The sequence below is a fragment of the uncultured Algibacter sp. genome, assembly GCF_905480415.1.
Lineage (GTDB): Bacteria > Bacteroidota > Bacteroidia > Flavobacteriales > Flavobacteriaceae > Algibacter_B.
The window spans coordinates 22,749-38,300 of record NZ_CAJQQI010000015.1; the positions used below are offsets into that span (position 1 = coordinate 22,749).

The window sequence follows — 15,552 nt, forward strand, 5'->3', positions numbered from 1 at the left end:
AATTTTTTATACATTTATCAACTAGCATAATATCATTTTATATGTTATCTTGTTTAACTAACTAAAACTATAATTACTAAATGAAAACAATTTTCCCCTATTTAATGCTTTTGTTTTGTGGCTTAGCATTCTCACAAACAACAATTACTGGTTCAGTCGTCGATGACAATAGTCAGCCCATTCCCGGTGCTAATATTATTATTGTTGGAACATCAACTGGAACAGTGACAGATTTTGATGGCAATTTTTCTTTGACAACAAATTTAAACCCCCCATTTAAACTACAAGGAAGTAGTGTTGGTTTTGAAACTGTTATTTTAGAAGTTGCAGTAGCTAGATCAAACGATCAGATAATTAATTTTACTCTGAATGAAGGCACCTCGCTTGACGAAGTGGTTATTTCTGCATCAAGAACACCAGAACGTATTTTTGAATCGCCTGTAACTGTTGAACGTTTCGGACTTAAAGAAATAAAAAATACAGCATCAGCCGATTTTTACGGTGGTCTAGAAAACCTAAAAGGCGTTGATATCAACACCAATAGTTTAACATTTAAATCTGTTAATACTAGGGGTTTTGCCACATTTGCTAACAATCGTTTTATGCAGTTGGTTGATGGCATGGACAATTCTACGCCAGCACTAAACTTTCCAATTGGAAACTTAGTTGGTATGACAGAAACAGATGTACTAAGTGTTGAATTACTTCCCGGAGCTTCCTCTGCATTATATGGAGCCAATGCCTTTAATGGTATTTTATTTATGAGAAGTAAAAACCCTTTCGATCATGCTGGTATAAGTGCTTCAGTTAAAAGAGGAATTACGTCTCAGGAAGCTGCAGGAAACAATGCGTACACAGATGTTAGCTTTAGAGCTGCTTATAAGTTTAATGATAAATTTGCGGCTAAAATAAACTTTGGATTTTTAAAAGGTACCGATTGGGCAGCTAATAATGAAACCGATAGAAATTCTAACGGAGGAACACGTGAGTCCAATATAAATTATAATGGAGTTAACATTTATGGTGATTTAGTTTCTACAAATATTAAAGGAGTGGCAGTAACTCTTGAAGGTCTAGGTATTTTACCTTCAGGTGCAAATGCATTGGTTCCTTCTGTAAATGTTAGTAGAACAGGATATGCTGAAGAAGATTTAACCAATTATAACGCTGAGAGTATAAAATCTGATTGGGGCTTATATTACAGACCTTGGGAAAATGATTTCGAAATATCTTATGTTGGAAAAGTAGGAACAGGATCTACAATATATCAAGGTAGTAACCGCTATAATATTAATAATTTTTTCCAAGAGCAACACAAATTAGAAATCAAGAATGATAATTTCTTTTTAAGAGGTTACATGGTTGGTGATAAGGCCGGAGACTCTTATGATATGGTATTTACCGGTGTAAATATCAATAGAGCCTGGAAAGATGATAATACTTGGTTTGGTGAATATGTTGGAAATTATGTGGCAGCTACTTTAGGAGGAGCTACAAATGAAGAAGCTCATGCTGTAGGACGAGGAGTTGCTGAAAGCGGAAGATTTTTACCTGGAACTCCAGAATTTGAAGCTGCATTTAATAAAAGTATTAACGATCCTGATTTATTAACTGGTTCTAAATTTCAAGATGCTTCTAAATATTATCATGCAGATACAAATTACAACTTTAGCCATCTAGTTGATTTCGCAGATATTCAAGTAGGAGGGTCTTATAGACAGTATAAATTAAATTCTTTTGGAACAATTTATACAGATGCTGACAGTCCAATCGATTATTCTGAATATGGTATTTATACACAAATTCAGAAAAATATTGAATTAAATGATGACTTAGAATTAAAACTTACTGGTTCTGTTCGTTATGACAAATCTGAATTTTTTGATGGTTTTTTATCACCAAGAATTTCGGCTGGTTTAACGGTGAACAGAAATCATAATATTAGAGCATCAGTACAAACAGGGTTTAGAAACCCTACCACTCAAGATTTATTTATTGGGTTAGATGCTGGACCTTATGTTTTAGTAGGGTCTGCACCAGATAATTTAGATCGTTATTCAAGATCATACGATATTAGTGGTACTGGTCAATTATTAGGACAGCCAGCTTCTGTTACGCAAACAGGTGGTGCTGGGTATACAAATTCATATACATTAAGTTCTGCTCGTGCACTGGGAGCAACAGGGAATCCTGCGGTCTTAGAAGTTGCAAACCCTGATGTAGTAAAACCAGAACAAGTTACTTCTGCGGAAGTTGGTTATAGAGGTAAGTACAGCAATTTAATTGTTGATTTTAGTGCTTACTATAATAGCTATGAAGATTTCATTTCTCAAGCAACTGTTGTTTCACCTTTATACGGAACCGCTGGAGATAATGGCCTTTCTATTGCTGCATTAGCAAATGGAGATACGCAAGCTTATAACATTTACACAAATTCTTTAGCAAAGGTTAATTCTTATGGAGCATCTATTGGTTTATCAACTAAAGTGTTTGGTGATTTTGACTTAAGCGGAAGTTATACCTATGCAAAATTAGATTTTGATCAAGATAAATATCCTGATTTTGTAACAAACTTTAATACGCCAGAACATAAGTTTAAAGCATCCTTTGGTAATACAGAGTTGTTTGAAAACTTTGGTTTCAATGTTTCTTATAGATTTAGTGATGATTATTATTGGGAAGCAACTTTTGGTAATGGTGTTGTACCAGAATACCATGTTGTTGATGCCCAAATTAATTTGAAAATCCCAAGCTTTAAATCTACTTTAAAAGCAGGAGCAACAAATCTTTTAGGAGATGAATACTTTACAGCCTTTGGTACTGGTAATATTGGATCTATGTACTATTTATCATGGACCATTAACAACTAATAATTATGAAAAAGACATTTATGAATACAAAATATATAGGGCTGTTAGTTATACTTTTAGGTTTTACAGCTTGTAACGAAATTGAAGATGTTTTAGTAGATAATAATATTGATACGTCTACCGAACTTTTGCCTGATTTAGTTTCAGGATCCGTAGACTTCTCAAATTATGTCGCTATTGGAGCCTCATTCACGGCGGGATACACAGATGGTGCAGTATTTATTGCAGGACAAGAAAATTCATTCCCAAATATTTTAGCTAAAGAATTTGCTAAAGTTGGCGGAGGAGCTTTTACTCAACCATTAATGAATGATAATACGGGAGGAATGGTATTTGGTCCATTCCCTGCAGCTGAATACCGTTTAATATTTAACGGAGCTGGCCCACAAAGATTAAATCAATTTCTTGCTGATCTTGGTGCTCCTGTACCACCAATTACAACAGATGCCTCCGTTAACATTGGTAGTTCTTTTAATAATGTTGGAGTACCCGGAGCTAGGAGTTTTGAGATCACTTTTCCTGGATATGGCAATTTCAATCCTTATTTTGGAAGAATGGCATCGTCTGCTGGAGCTTCAGTATTAGGGGATGCTTTAAGCCAAAACCCAACTTTTTACACACTTTCTGAATTAGGAGGAAATGATGTTTTAGGATATGCTACCTCTGGCGGCATAGGACTAGATCAAACAGGTAACTACAACGCGGCTTCGTATGCTCGAAACGACATTACGGACCCAAATGTTTTTGCTAGTGTTTTTACTGAAATAGTGAGTACTTTATCAGCTACAGGGGCAAAAGGTGTGGTAACTAATGTGCCTTACATAACAGATTTACCTTATTTTACAACCATCCCAAACAATGCTTTAGTTTTAGATGCAGCTACAGCGGGACAATTAACGGGTGTATTTCAAGCAGTTAGTGGTATATTTTTACAAGGCTTACTATTACAGGGTGTTCCTTTAGAGCAAGCACAGGCTTTAGCAGCTCAATATGCTATTACCTTTAATGCAGGTCCAAATAGGTTTTTAATAGATGTTCCTGTAACACAAACGAATCCATTAGGATTTAAACAAATGTCAGAAGAAGAGTTACTTCTTTTACCTATTGATCGAGGAGCATTAGCTCAAGGATATGGTACCGTAGCTCTAACCAATGAGGTTTTACAAGTTTTAGGGCTTCTTCAAGCAGGAGGAACTCCAACTGCCGAACAAGCAGGATTAGTAATTGCTGCCGTTAACGGTATTGATGATATAGATGCATTAGATACTGATGAACTTGCTAGCATCAAAAATGCAACAGACGCCTATAACGATACAATTTCTGCAGTAGCTAGCGCTAATGAAAATGTCGCTTTAGTTGATCTAAATAGTATATTAACAGAATTAGCTTCAGTAGGTACTAATTTTGATGATTATACGCTTGATGCAAGTTTAGTAACAGGTGGTGCCGTTAGTTTAGATGGTATCCATTTATCTGCGCGAGGATATGCATTTATGGCTAATAAATTTTTGGAAGCCATTGATAATCAATTTGGATCAAACTTTATGGCTTCAGGGAATGCAGCTAAAGCTGGAGATTATCCAACAAATTATTCTCCTGGGTTGCAATAAAACAAACATAACAGACAAATTACAAACACCTTCCTATCGAAGGTGTTTTTTTATTCCAAAAAAGCTAGAAAACAACTTTAATTTTAAATTAAAAAATATATCTTTGCACGCGAAAACTTGAAGTGTTTTCATAGAATTAAAACGCATAATATTAAACAAATAGGTAATGGCTAAAGTTACAGGTAAAGTTGCTCAAATAGTAGGTCCAGTTATTGATGTTGCATTTAGTGCAGGTTCAGAACTTCCAAAAATTTACGATTCATTAGAAATTAAAAGAACTGATGGTACTTTATTAGTATTAGAAGTACAATCTCATATTGGTGAAGATACAGTGCGTACAATCGCAATGGATTCATCTGATGGTTTAAGTAGAGGAACTGAAGTTACTGCAACTGGAGCGCCTATACAAATGCCGATTGGAGATGATGTTTACGGACGTTTATTTAATGTAATTGGAGATGCTATTGATGGTCTAGGAGATTTACCTAAAGCGGGAGAATCTGGTTTACCAATTCACCGTCAAGCTCCTAAATTTGAAGACTTATCAACGTCTACTGAAGTTTTATTTACTGGTATCAAAGTCATCGATTTAATTGAGCCTTACGCAAAGGGTGGTAAAATTGGTTTATTTGGTGGTGCTGGTGTAGGTAAAACAGTTTTAATTCAGGAGTTGATTAATAATATTGCAAAAGGTCACGGTGGTCTTTCTGTATTTGCAGGTGTTGGTGAAAGAACGCGTGAAGGAAATGACCTTTTAAGAGAAATGTTAGAATCAGGAATTATCCGTTATGGTGATGATTTTATGCATTCTATGGAAGATGGTGGATGGGATTTATCTAAAGTTGATAAATCAAAAATGAAAGAATCAAAAGCAACGTTTGTATTCGGACAAATGAATGAGCCTCCTGGAGCTCGTGCTCGTGTGGCTTTATCTGGTTTAACTATTGCTGAGTATTTCCGTGATGGTGCTGGTGAAGGACAAGGAAAAGACGTTCTTTTCTTCGTAGATAACATTTTCCGTTTTACACAAGCTGGATCAGAGGTTTCTGCATTACTTGGTCGTATGCCATCTGCGGTAGGTTACCAACCAACATTAGCAACTGAAATGGGTGCGATGCAAGAACGTATCACATCAACTAAAAGAGGTTCTATTACATCTGTACAAGCGGTTTACGTACCTGCAGATGATTTAACAGATCCTGCACCTGCTACAACCTTTGCTCACTTAGATGCAACAACAGTATTGTCTCGTAAAATTGCTGAGTTAGGTATTTATCCTGCGGTAGATCCATTAGATTCTACTTCAAGAATTTTAACTGCTGATATTTTAGGGGATGAACACTATGATTGTGCTCAAAGAGTAAAAGAGTTATTACAACGCTATAAAGAATTACAAGATATTATTGCTATTCTTGGTATGGAAGAATTATCTGAAGAAGATAAATTGGCTGTTGGTAGAGCAAGACGTGTACAACGCTTCTTATCTCAACCTTTCCACGTAGCTGAGCAATTTACTGGTATTCCTGGCGTCTTAGTTGATATTAAAGAAACTATTAAAGGGTTTAATATGATTATGGACGGTGAATTAGATCGCTTACCAGAAGCAGCATTTAACCTTAAAGGGACTATTGAAGAAGCTATTGAGGCTGGAGATAAAATGCTTGCTGAAGCTTAATCTAAAACTATAGAATTATGCATTTAGAAATTGTATCACCAGAAGCCACATTATTTAGCGGAGAAGTAACTAGTATTTACGTTCCTGGAGTTAACGGTGACTTTGAAATGTTAAATAATCACGCTGCCATTGTTTCTTTATTAAAAGAAGGGGTTGTGAAAATTTCAGGGAATATTGAGTTAGCTGAAGAGGTTCAGGATAAATTTACTAAAGGTGATAAAGGCACTACGTTATTAAAGATTAATTCTGGAACTTTAGAAATGAAAGATAATAAGGTTATTCTTTTAGCCGATTAAATTTTATTTTAAAATTATATAATAAAAACGCGAATCATATGCTTCGCGTTTTTTTATGCCTTTATTTTAGCTTTAATAGACTTAGCTCTTCATTAGCATGCATCTAAATGACATTAGAGGAATAGATAGAAATGTGGTTGTTTTTATAAATTTACATGAGGTTAACGGCATGTCCAAGAGAGCAAAACCCATTCTTGATTATTTGATTTATACGTTTTTAACAATTCAAACCCAATGGCATAATGGGCATTTAAAGACCTTGTGTTCTTTTTATCTACCTCTGTAATAATTACATCAAATTCTTGTTTTACATGTTCCTTCATCGCGTTATATAGACCTCTAAACACTCCTTGTTTTCTAAAAGCTTTATCAATACAAATCTGCCCCATAGTTATATAGCTAAGATTTGAATCTACACAGTTCTCAATTTCCTTAAACATAGGTTTTAAAATAGCAATGTCGTCTTTAAATGCTTTAACCATAGATAAGGCATACCCAATAACGCTATTGTTATATATGGCGAGACTATGCGTACAGACCTCATTCATAGATTTTAATGTATCAAAATCATGTTGAACAGTTACAAAGCCTTCTTTTTGTTTTTCTTCTTCTGAGATTGAAATTGAAATATTTTTACGTTGAAGTTCTAGAATCTCATGTAATTCTTCATCTGCTATCGCCCTCTTATAACTAATTTCCACAATGAATAATTATACCTTCTTAATAACATTGGTTACAATGCCCCAAATAATAAAATCATTATCATCTGTGATTTTTATTATTGGGTAATTTGGATTTTCTGGTTGTAACCAAACACCTTCTGTATTCACTTTTAAGCGTTTTACTGTAAACTCCCCATCTAAAAAGCAAACAGCTATTTTATTGTGTACTGGTTCTAAACTTTTATCAATTACTAGTAAATCGTTATCATCAAGACCGGCTCCAATCATGGATTGTCCACTAACACGAGCAAAAAAAGTAGTTTCCTTATTCTTAACAAGCTCTTTATCTAATGAAAGACGTTGCTCTTTTAAATCTTCGGCTGGTGAAGGAAATCCTGCAGAAATTCCAGTATCAAAAAAAGGAATTGCCAACCCACTTGAAGTTTTTGGAGTAAAAAAGCTAAGGTTGTTAGATTTGTGTGCTATCATGGGTTATGTAATTTGTTGGTATTTTAGAGCGTTAGAGATTGAGCGGTTTGTTTGAAATCCTTTTTGCTTTTTAACAAAAAGATTGAGTAGCGAAAGCCCGACCCTTGTTATAATATGCCTACCGGCAGGAAGGCGACCGAATAAAATATTTTTCCGTTTTTAAATTTAATTTAAATTTTTGAGAATCTTGCTTTATTTAACGAGTATAAAACCATTAATATTAGTGGTTTTAGATTCTGGAACGTAATGTGGCCATTTATGGCTAAATAGATCACCTATAAAGAAAGGCAAAATGGGTGTGTAGCTAAATTGATATTTTAAAGTTTTAACATACGCGCTTTTTGCCTTATGGAATAAGCTGAAAAAAGTGAATTTTTATAATGTTTTGAACTTATAATTTAGCTTGTAACCATGCTTCGCGCAGTGCCTTTTCCTTTTCTTCCAGTTTTAAGTTATTAGATTCAAACAAACTTAAAGTATAACTATTACTAGCTTGTAATGTCACTTTGGTTTCTTTTGTTTCTCCATAACGCTCGTAAACAATATTTACAATGTCGTTAGGTTTTAATGCGTTTATTAGAGCATCAAAATCAGTAAATTCATCGACCAAAACAGTATTTAGTTTAAGAATTTTATCGCCACTGTCTAATCCTGCGTTATAGGCTGATAAACCCATAGTTGTATTAGTAGTGATTACACCCTTTTTAACAGATGCACCAAAATCAATTTTATTTCGATTTTGAGATAACAACACGCCAAAATTATTAAAAAGACGTTTCATCTCAGGCATACCGCTTTTGTATATATAACTATTGAAAAAATAATTACCGAAATCTACACCAGCATAATTATTTAACGTGTTATGTAAATCTTCAACGGTGTAAGGTGTTTCTTGTTCTCCATAGGTTACCCAAACTTGTTTCATATAATCATCAAGATGTAACCCTTTTTCTCGAAGTGATAAATCTAAAGCTAATCCTAACATGCTTCCGTAAGAATAATACGAAATAAAGGTATTGCTTCTGTTTACAGGATCTACAGAACGAGCAGCATCAACAAATGGTGCCTGGTAACTCATCTCAATAGGATTAAAAAATTGACGCCCCGGAGAATTCCAAACATAATTAAAGCTTCGTGTCAAACCATCTATATACTCTTCTCGATTTATTAAGCCTGATCTGCATAAAATTAACGACGTATAATAACTTGTAAAACCTTCAGCAAACCATAGTGCCCCAGTCATATTCGCTTCATCAAAACTAAAAGGCTCTAAAGCATCAGGACGAATTCGCTCTACATTCCAACTATGAAAAAACTCATGAGCTACTGTTCCGATATTACCTCGCATACCTCCTTCGGATAAACTTCTAGTACTTGTTAAAATTGTTGAATTTCTATGTTCCATACCGTCACCTGATGCATTAGGAATATAGCATGCTAAAAATGTATAGTTCCCATAATCAAACTTAGGAAGTGCACCAAAAACGGCCTTCTCTTGTAATACAATTTTCTTGACGTTATCAAAATACGTATCCAATGCTTCTTCTGTTCCATTATGATGTAACACAAAACTCACTTCCTGCCCATCAACATCAAAAGAACGTTTACTAAAGTTGCTTATTTCTGTTGGACTATCCATAAAATATTGATGATTTAAAGCATAATAGGTAGTCCCATTTAAAGGCTTTAACTGTGTCGCTACTTTCCAATTTAAATCTTCTCTAATATTAAATGTTACTTCAATAGCATCCTTCTCTAAACTAGGCACATAAATAAAAGTTGCAGGAATATTAAGATGTGCGTGGGTTTCATCAATTTGAGAATAGGTGCCATCCCCTCTATTGGCAAACAATATATAGCTAACATTTATAGTTCCATCATGCTCTTTTACACGCCATGAATATGGATTTGGTCTGGTAACTGCCAATTCATTCCCTTTACTATCGGTTACTTTAACAGCATAAATATTTTTCATAAATTCATGTAAAGCATAACGTCCAGGAGAGGTCCTGCTCATTCTAAATTCAATCGCATCTGCTTTTAAATTTGAAAACGTAGCTTCAACAAAAGCTTCATGATGTGCCGCATTTTCAAATGAGATGGCATAACGAGAAGAAACTTGGGCAAAACTTATAGAATGAAATATAAAAAAAAGGAAGCAAAAAAGAAATCTAGTCATGTGATAAATTTTAAAGAACTAAGATAGTATTTTTGTAATGTGAACGGTTTGCTAAATAACAACTAATTTTTATGAGCAACACTTTTAAAACCATAGCCAGATTTCAATATTCTACTGAAGCCCAAATTATAAAAGGACGCTTAGAAGCTGAAGGCATTCAAGTATTCTTGACTGATAACTTAACAATTGATACGGATCCTTTGGTAAGCAATGCTATTGGCGGAGTTAAGCTAAAGGTTTTATCCACTGACGCTTTAGAGGCCCAACATATTTTAGAATCTATAAACACATATTCTATTGATGATGAAGGACATACTATGAGCTGTCCAAATTGCAAAGGCCATCACATCGATTTATATTCAACAATAAAAGATGCTAAATCCTTATTCTGGTTTATTTTTGGTGTATTGTTTTCAGCACTTCCATTTTACACCAGACATAAATACAGGTGTGAAGATTGCAAAACAGAGTTTGATATAGAAAAGCAATAAACTGAGTTTTACGAGCAATCTATTTTGAAATTTAGATTTATTCTTAAATATGGCCTAAAGACACCACATCGTAAGCCTTTTTTAGTGTTTTAACCACATGCTCTATTTCTACTTCATTTAAATGTCCAAACCCAAAACGAATAGCACATGTGTTTCTGTCTTGATAGAGGGTCGTTTTTGGGAGACACACATTATTTTTTTCGGCTTCTTCTGCCAACTTAACCAATGAGATTTTAGGCTCAAACTGCACCCATATTACTAAGCCGCCAGATGGTGTTTCCCAAGATATAGCGCCCTCAAAATACGTTTCTAAAGAGTTACATAAACAATTGCGCCTTTGCTTATAAATCATGATATTTTTTTTCATAAGGCGGTATATTTCACCTTCATAAATTAACTCAGAAAGTATCTGCTCTTGTATAATATCGCCTTGTTTGTCTAGCAATTGCAAATAGTTTTTTGCTTCAGAAATTAAATTTTCGGGTGCTACAACAAATCCTGTTTGAAAACTTGGAAATAACGATTGCCCAAGTTTTCCTAAATAAATAACCACGCCATTAGCATCGGCACTTGCCATGGGTATCATCGCAGAACCTTCGAACTGAAAATCGTAATCGTAATCATCTTCAATAATCGCAAACTGGTATATTTTGGCTAATGCTAACAATTTTAAGCGGCGTTCTGCACGTAGTGTTTTTGTTGTGGGATACTGCCTATGGGCACATACATAAACACAACGGATACTTCCCTTTACGAAATGATTTTTAATATAATCAACATCTAAACCATGAGCGTCTACTGGAATGGTTTTAATAGTAGCACCAGCTTGTTGGAAAATCATGTTTGACGCATAGTTACTTAAATGCCCTACCAAAACTATATCATTCTGTTTTATTAAAAGCTGCGACACAATATATAAACTCATTTCGGTACTTCGTGTACTTATAAGGTTAGATGGTTTTATATGAAAGCCTCGTGTAGCATTTAAATAATTACAAAGTTGTGTTTCAAATACTGAAAAAGACAATTGCGTTGTTTGATTCCATTTTTTAATTAAAGATTTTCGCTTCATAACCGCACTATACCATCTTGAAAATTGATGTACAGGATGTAGTCTTAAATCGGGATTACCATCATTAATACTATACTTAGCAGTTGTTACTTGTAATGTAGATGACAAATTAAACGATGGCTGAAATGGAAAACCCGTAATTTTAGCATAGTCATATACTCGATCTATGTGTTGTGCAGGTGCTTTAATGGTGGCTGTTGTTTGCTCTGGCACCAAAACAAATGTGCCTTTATTCGGGACGATGTCTACCCATCCTTGAGAAGCCAACTCATCGTAAACCGCTACAACTGTATTTCTATGAATTTTTAATATTTGACTTAAAACACGTGTTCCTGGTAATGCTGCGCCTTTAGATACATAGCCGCGTTGAATAGCATTTATAATTTGCTGTGCTATTTGAATATAAATAGGTTGCGCACTAGATTTATCAAAATATATTAACTGTTTTAGAAGATGGCTAACCGGACTATTCATTGTTTTAAAACTGGACTATGCTACTCGTCCGGAAAGTTACGACTTTTGCATCGTTTTTAAACTAAATTATTTTATGAAGACTAAATTCGCTTTAACCGCTTTTATACTATATACATTAATAGGGCAAGCCCAAGAAGCCCCTGTAAAAATGGATTCTCTACAGGAAGTTATTATTACCTCAACACGCATAGATTTACCCTTTAAGGAAAACTCCAGAACTATAGATATTATATCTTCAGAAGACATAAAAAATAGTGCGACTACCAATGTTGCCGATTTATTACAGCAAGTTGCAGGCATAGATATAAGACGTCGTGGAACTGCCGGAAGTCAAGCTGATATATACATTAGAGGTGGAAGTTTCGACCAAACCTTACTACTTATTGATGGTATAAAAATGGACGACGCCCAAACAGGACACCATACCATGAATGCCGCATTACCTATTGAAGTTATTGAGCGTATTGAAATTATTAAAGGCCCTGCCGCTCGTGTTTTTGGTCAAAATGCGTTTACAGGCGCTATTAATATTGTAACCAAAAAACAACTAAAAAATTCAGTTTCAACGAATTTAGAAACGGGTTCTTTTGGTCAATTAAACGGATCACTTACGGTAGGATCAGAGTTAGAAAATTCATCACATATTATTCATGTGGGTAAATTAACGTCTCAAGGTTACAGAAACAATTCAGACTATAACAATTCAAACTACTTCATTAAAAGTGTTTTCAATAAAAAGGCACAAGCAGTTGAAATGATTGCAACGTTTTTTGATCGCAAATTTGGAGCTGAAAATTTTTATACCACAAACCCAGCTTGGAACGAATATGAAGAAACGCAAAACAGTTTAATTGGTTTTACAACAACATTCGAATCTGAAAAACTAAAAATAAAACCTCGCGTATATTGGAAACGCAATCAAGATATGTTTCTATTAAAACGAAACGAGCCTAATTTTTTCAGAAACTTACATATTACAGATAAGATGGGTGCAGAAGTTAATGCATCTTATAGTTCTGAACTTGGGGTTACTGGGTTTGGGGTCGATATTTCAAAAATTTACATTAGAAGTAATAATTTGGGTCATAGAAATAGATTTATGACTAATGTTTTTTTAGAACATCAATTTAAATTATTTAATAACAGATTAGATATTACTCCAGGTGTTGCGGTAACCTACTTTTCAGATTTTAAATTTCATGCCTTTCCTGGCTTAGATATTGGCTATAGGTTAAACGATCATTTTAAAATTTACGGAAATACGGGTTACACCTACCGTATACCAACATATACCGACTTATTTTATAGTGACCCTGGAACCGTTGGTAACGCCAATTTAGAACCAGAAGAAGCGCTTTCTGTTGAAATAGGGAGTAAATACATCTCACCAAAATTTACAGGATCTTTTGCGTTTTTCTACAGAGATGCCAGTAGCCTAATAGATTATATAAAAGAAAATGAAACAGATCGTTTTATGGCTACCAACCTGCGCGATTTATATACTAAAGGGTTTGAAATTAATACAAGCTATAACTTTAAAGTAAATAATTTAAATCAGAATCTTTCATTGGGTTACACCTATATTGAAGATGAAGTGGGCGATTTAAACATCAACTTTTCCCGATATTCTATTAACTCTTTAAAACATCATGTTACCTCTCGTTTAAGCACGCAATTGGTTAAAAATATTAACTTTAATGTTATTTACAAGCATGCAGAACGTACTTCTGGTATGAGCTATAATGTTTGGGACGCCTCTATGGTTATAGCTGTTAAACAATTTGAGTTTACACTAACTGCGGCTAATATGTTTAATGAAGACTATATTGAAACAGGGTTTGTGCCCATGCCTCCTAGCAATGTGTTATTTGGTATGCAATACCGTTTCAACTAAGGTTTAAGTCATTTTTAGAACTGCTACTAGTTACATTTTGTTAACTTTACAGTCCTAAACTCATAAACATTGTCGCTAAACTTACAGGACATTCCGCGTGTAAAAACCATTACCAAAGCGGATTTTTTAAAGTACTATTTTAAACCACAAAAACCCGTGGTTATTGAGCGCTTTATTGAAGATTGGCCTGCTTACCATAAGTGGAATTTAGACTATATGAAAGCGGTTGGAGGAGATATTACTATCCCGCTTTATGACGACAGACCCGTAGATTATAAAGATGGTTTTAATGAGCCACATGCTAAAATGAAGTTGGGTGATTATGTGGATTTATTGAAGCATGAGCCTACTAAATACCGTATTTTTTTATGGAATGCGCTAAAAGAAATTCCTAGTTTACAGAAAGATTTTACATTCCCTGATTTTGGATTGCGCTTAATGAAAGGCATTCCCATGTTGTTTTTTGGCGGTCGCGATTCGCATACGTTTATGCATCACGACATTGATTTAGCCAATATTTTTCATTTTCATTTTGAAGGGCAAAAGCACTGTATTTTGTTCGACCAAAAGCAGAATGATTATTTATACAAAATTCCGCATTCTTTAATTACAAGAGAAGATATTGATTTTAATAACCCCGATTTTGAAAAATGGCCTATGCTTAAAAAAGCCAAAGGTTACAAAACCAATCTTAATCATGGTGAGGTCTTGTATATGCCCGAAGGCTATTGGCATTACATGCACTATATAACACCTGGGTTCTCGATGAGTTTACGAGCTATTACTAGAAATCCAAAAAACTTAAGTAAAGCGGTTTATAACGTTTTTATTATGCGCAATTTTGATAATATCATGCGACGCATAAAAGGGCAAAAATGGATTGATTGGAAAAACAAACAAGCCATTATTAAAACCCATAAACATCTATAAATATGCCTTTGATTTTATCAAATTTATAATATAGGTGCCAGTTTTAACCTATAAGTTCAACCTACAAAATAGTTTAAAAACGGATTAAGTGTTACACATAATCCATTTTTTTATAGGTTTATCCAAAAAGCTCCTTTGCTTTTTCGTACACGAGGTGCGTTTCCCAGCCTCTATAAAGCAGATAATCAATTAATTTCTTCTTTTTTTTATAGATATTCGTTTCTGTAATAGAATTCGCTTTTTTTTCGGCTAATGTATTGAAAAGCTCGATATACTCCACGTTATCTATTTCTGCAAGTGCCTGATTTAGATTAACTTTACCTATGTCTTTTTTCTTAAGTTCGAAAGATAATCGACGTCGGCCCCAGGCCTTAATTCTAAACTTACCTCGAACAAATGTTTTGGCAAAACGTTCTTCATTAAGAAAGTTATGCTCTAAAAGATGGACTATAATCACATCGATAGCCTCGGGTATCATGTGCATAGATATCAGCTTTTGTCGCACTTCTTTATGGCAACGTTCTTGATAGGCACAATAATGCTCCAGTTTACGGGTAGCTTCTTGTACGGTATATGTTTTTTTTGTTTGCATAAGCACCAAAAATAACAATGATATAGTAACAATTTGAATAAAAATTTAAAAAATCCAAATCTAAATTTATAAAAACTTAACGATTATGAAAAAAATTACTTTTTTAAAATCGCTTACGTTATTCATCACACTTTTTTGTGCTGTAACTTTTGGTTTTGGACAATGTAGTACAGCTACAGCTACCTGGAATGGAAGTGAATGGAGTTGGAGTGATGGCACTACCACTAATACTTTACCAACAATAGGGGCAACACTTCAAGTTGTAATTGATGGCCCATATAATACTGGAAGTGTTGCTCCTCAGGGTAGTTTTTCTGC

The 15,552-nt window shown here is 34.3% G+C and carries 13 protein-coding genes; 8 read left to right on the plus strand and 5 right to left on the minus strand.

All coding sequences use genetic code 11. The annotated features are described in order from the left end of the window. Nucleotides 1-80 precede the first annotated feature (80 nt). The 4 genes from QZ260_RS01505 to QZ260_RS01520 all read left to right on the plus strand — a co-directional run bounded on the left by QZ260_RS01505 (nucleotide 81) and on the right by QZ260_RS01520 (nucleotide 6,451). A complete protein-coding gene (locus tag QZ260_RS01505) occupies nucleotides 81-2,870 on the plus strand; it encodes a TonB-dependent receptor (protein ID WP_295981971.1) in 2,790 nt (929 codons plus the stop codon). Nucleotides 2,871-2,875: 5 nt separating this feature from the next. Continuing rightward, on the plus strand, nucleotides 2,876-4,480 hold the full coding sequence (locus QZ260_RS01510; RefSeq protein ID WP_295981974.1) for a G-D-S-L family lipolytic protein: 1,605 nt from the start codon (nucleotides 2,876-2,878) through the stop codon (nucleotides 4,478-4,480). Nucleotides 4,481-4,646: 166 nt separating this feature from the next. After that, complete coding sequence (atpD, locus tag QZ260_RS01515) at nucleotides 4,647-6,155, plus strand: F0F1 ATP synthase subunit beta (protein WP_295981978.1); 1,509 nt, start codon at nucleotides 4,647-4,649, stop codon at nucleotides 6,153-6,155. A 17-nt stretch (nucleotides 6,156-6,172) separates the two neighbouring features. Next, on the plus strand, nucleotides 6,173-6,451 hold the full coding sequence (locus tag QZ260_RS01520; RefSeq protein ID WP_295981980.1) for a F0F1 ATP synthase subunit epsilon: 279 nt from the start codon (nucleotides 6,173-6,175) through the stop codon (nucleotides 6,449-6,451). Between the two features lie 161 nt (nucleotides 6,452-6,612). Here the strand turns inward: QZ260_RS01520 and QZ260_RS01525 are convergent, their stop codons facing one another. The 3 genes from QZ260_RS01525 to QZ260_RS01535 form a co-directional block, all read right to left on the minus strand. Further along, nucleotides 6,613-7,152: a GNAT family N-acetyltransferase gene (locus QZ260_RS01525; protein ID WP_295981982.1), complete on the minus strand. Its 540-nt coding sequence runs from the start codon at nucleotides 7,150-7,152 to the stop codon at nucleotides 6,613-6,615. 9 nt (nucleotides 7,153-7,161) lie between these two features. Next, the gene (umuD, locus tag QZ260_RS01530; RefSeq protein ID WP_295981984.1) at nucleotides 7,162-7,602 is read right to left on the minus strand and encodes a translesion error-prone DNA polymerase V autoproteolytic subunit; all 441 of its coding nucleotides are present in this window, start codon (nucleotides 7,600-7,602) and stop codon (nucleotides 7,162-7,164) included. Nucleotides 7,603-7,993: 391 nt separating this feature from the next. Further along, nucleotides 7,994-9,781: a PDZ domain-containing protein gene (locus QZ260_RS01535; RefSeq protein ID WP_295981986.1), complete on the minus strand. Its 1,788-nt coding sequence runs from the start codon at nucleotides 9,779-9,781 to the stop codon at nucleotides 7,994-7,996. A 71-nt stretch (nucleotides 9,782-9,852) separates the two neighbouring features. Here QZ260_RS01535 and QZ260_RS01540 point away from each other — a divergent pair, with 71 nt between their 5' ends. Beyond that, nucleotides 9,853-10,272: a DUF2007 domain-containing protein gene (locus QZ260_RS01540; protein WP_295981989.1), complete on the plus strand. Its 420-nt coding sequence runs from the start codon at nucleotides 9,853-9,855 to the stop codon at nucleotides 10,270-10,272. Between the two features lie 43 nt (nucleotides 10,273-10,315). Here QZ260_RS01540 and QZ260_RS01545 read toward each other — a convergent pair whose 3' ends face one another. Further along, complete coding sequence (locus QZ260_RS01545; protein WP_295981990.1) at nucleotides 10,316-11,818, minus strand: PLP-dependent aminotransferase family protein; 1,503 nt, start codon at nucleotides 11,816-11,818, stop codon at nucleotides 10,316-10,318. A 73-nt stretch (nucleotides 11,819-11,891) separates the two neighbouring features. Here QZ260_RS01545 and QZ260_RS01550 point away from each other — a divergent pair, with 73 nt between their 5' ends. Together QZ260_RS01550 and QZ260_RS01555 are read left to right on the plus strand one after the other, a co-directional pair. Continuing rightward, entirely contained in the window at nucleotides 11,892-13,712 is a 1,821-nt protein-coding gene (locus tag QZ260_RS01550; protein WP_295981993.1) for a TonB-dependent receptor, read from the plus strand. Between the two features lie 69 nt (nucleotides 13,713-13,781). After that, nucleotides 13,782-14,642 (plus strand): cupin-like domain-containing protein, encoded by an 861-nt coding sequence (locus QZ260_RS01555; RefSeq protein WP_295981995.1) that lies wholly within the window; start codon nucleotides 13,782-13,784, stop codon nucleotides 14,640-14,642. Between the two features lie 118 nt (nucleotides 14,643-14,760). On the opposite strand, the gene QZ260_RS01560 is transcribed toward QZ260_RS01555, so the two are convergent. Further along, entirely contained in the window at nucleotides 14,761-15,234 is a 474-nt protein-coding gene (locus QZ260_RS01560; protein ID WP_295981996.1) for a regulatory protein RecX, read from the minus strand. An 85-nt stretch (nucleotides 15,235-15,319) separates the two neighbouring features. On the opposite strand from QZ260_RS01560, the gene QZ260_RS01565 reads away from it, so the two are divergent. Then, nucleotides 15,320-15,552, plus strand: a 233-nt coding sequence (locus tag QZ260_RS01565; RefSeq protein ID WP_295981997.1) for a hypothetical protein, incomplete at its 3' end; no start/stop codon positions are given.

What these genes read in the sequence shown, in the direction of transcription:
- QZ260_RS01520 (WP_295981980.1), top strand. Translation starts at nt 6,173, where the DNA reads ATGCATTTAGAAATTGTATCACCAGAAGCCACATTATTTAGCGGAGAA.
- atpD (WP_295981978.1), top strand. Translation starts at nt 4,647, where the DNA reads ATGGCTAAAGTTACAGGTAAAGTTGCTCAAATAGTAGGTCCAGTTATT.
- QZ260_RS01535 (WP_295981986.1), bottom strand. Translation starts at nt 9,781, where the DNA reads ATGACTAGATTTCTTTTTTGCTTCCTTTTTTTTATATTTCATTCTATA.
- umuD (WP_295981984.1), bottom strand. Translation starts at nt 7,602, where the DNA reads ATGATAGCACACAAATCTAACAACCTTAGCTTTTTTACTCCAAAAACT.
- QZ260_RS01545 (WP_295981990.1), bottom strand. Translation starts at nt 11,818, where the DNA reads ATGAATAGTCCGGTTAGCCATCTTCTAAAACAGTTAATATATTTTGAT.
- QZ260_RS01505 (WP_295981971.1), top strand. Translation starts at nt 81, where the DNA reads ATGAAAACAATTTTCCCCTATTTAATGCTTTTGTTTTGTGGCTTAGCA.
- QZ260_RS01560 (WP_295981996.1), bottom strand. Translation starts at nt 15,234, where the DNA reads ATGCAAACAAAAAAAACATATACCGTACAAGAAGCTACCCGTAAACTG.
- QZ260_RS01550 (WP_295981993.1), top strand. Translation starts at nt 11,892, where the DNA reads ATGAAGACTAAATTCGCTTTAACCGCTTTTATACTATATACATTAATA.
- QZ260_RS01510 (WP_295981974.1), top strand. Translation starts at nt 2,876, where the DNA reads ATGAAAAAGACATTTATGAATACAAAATATATAGGGCTGTTAGTTATA.
- QZ260_RS01540 (WP_295981989.1), top strand. Translation starts at nt 9,853, where the DNA reads ATGAGCAACACTTTTAAAACCATAGCCAGATTTCAATATTCTACTGAA.